This is a genomic window from Arthrobacter sp. 08Y14 (genome assembly GCF_002929455.1).
Taxonomy (GTDB): domain Bacteria; phylum Actinomycetota; class Actinomycetes; order Actinomycetales; family Micrococcaceae; genus Arthrobacter_B; species Arthrobacter_B sunyaminii.
In genome coordinates this window covers 1-546 of record NZ_PJIX01000050.1, presented here as the reverse complement: position 1 = coordinate 546, position 546 = coordinate 1, and the positions used below count along the sequence as shown (strand labels likewise).

The window sequence follows — 546 nt, the reverse complement described above, 5'->3', positions numbered from 1 at the left end:
CTTCGACTTCATGGGGCCGAGCCTGGCTGCAGCCGGCATTGCCGGTGACGGCGCGCCGAAGGCGGTTGCTGCTGGTGACGGGTCCGAGTCCGCCTATCAGCGTATCCGTTCCGGCCAGTATCAGGCTGTGACGGTCGCCGAGCCGCTCAACCTGCAGGGTTGGCAGCTGATCGACGAACTGAACCGTGCCGTGAGCAAGGTCGAATGGTCGGGCTACACCTCGCCGCTGCATGTCGTCACCAAGGCGAACATCAGCTCCGACGGTGGTGACAAGAACATCTTCGATCCGGGCAATGGTTATCGCGACCAGTATGCTAAGATCTGGGGCAAATAAGACTTGCTCCTTCGCGGCCGGTGCAAACTCCTCCGCGCCGGCCGCGATTACTGCACCATGAGATAGGGAATGAGCCCATGAGCAGCTTCTTTGAGCCTTCGGCGCAACTGACGGACAGGGGCGTGCTCGCCATGCTGCAGGCGTCGATCGATACGGCCTCGGCGATGGGCCAGCCGCAATGCATCGTTGTCGTCGACCAGAGCGGCGTCGTG

At 62.5% G+C, this 546-nt stretch carries 1 protein-coding gene; it reads left to right on the top strand.

Annotated features, from left to right (window positions below; all coding sequences use genetic code 11):
- Positions 1-334, top strand: a 334-nt coding sequence (locus CXR03_RS18970; RefSeq protein WP_219816288.1) for a hypothetical protein, incomplete at its 5' end; no start/stop codon positions are given.
- Between the last annotated feature and the right edge of the window lie 212 nt (positions 335-546).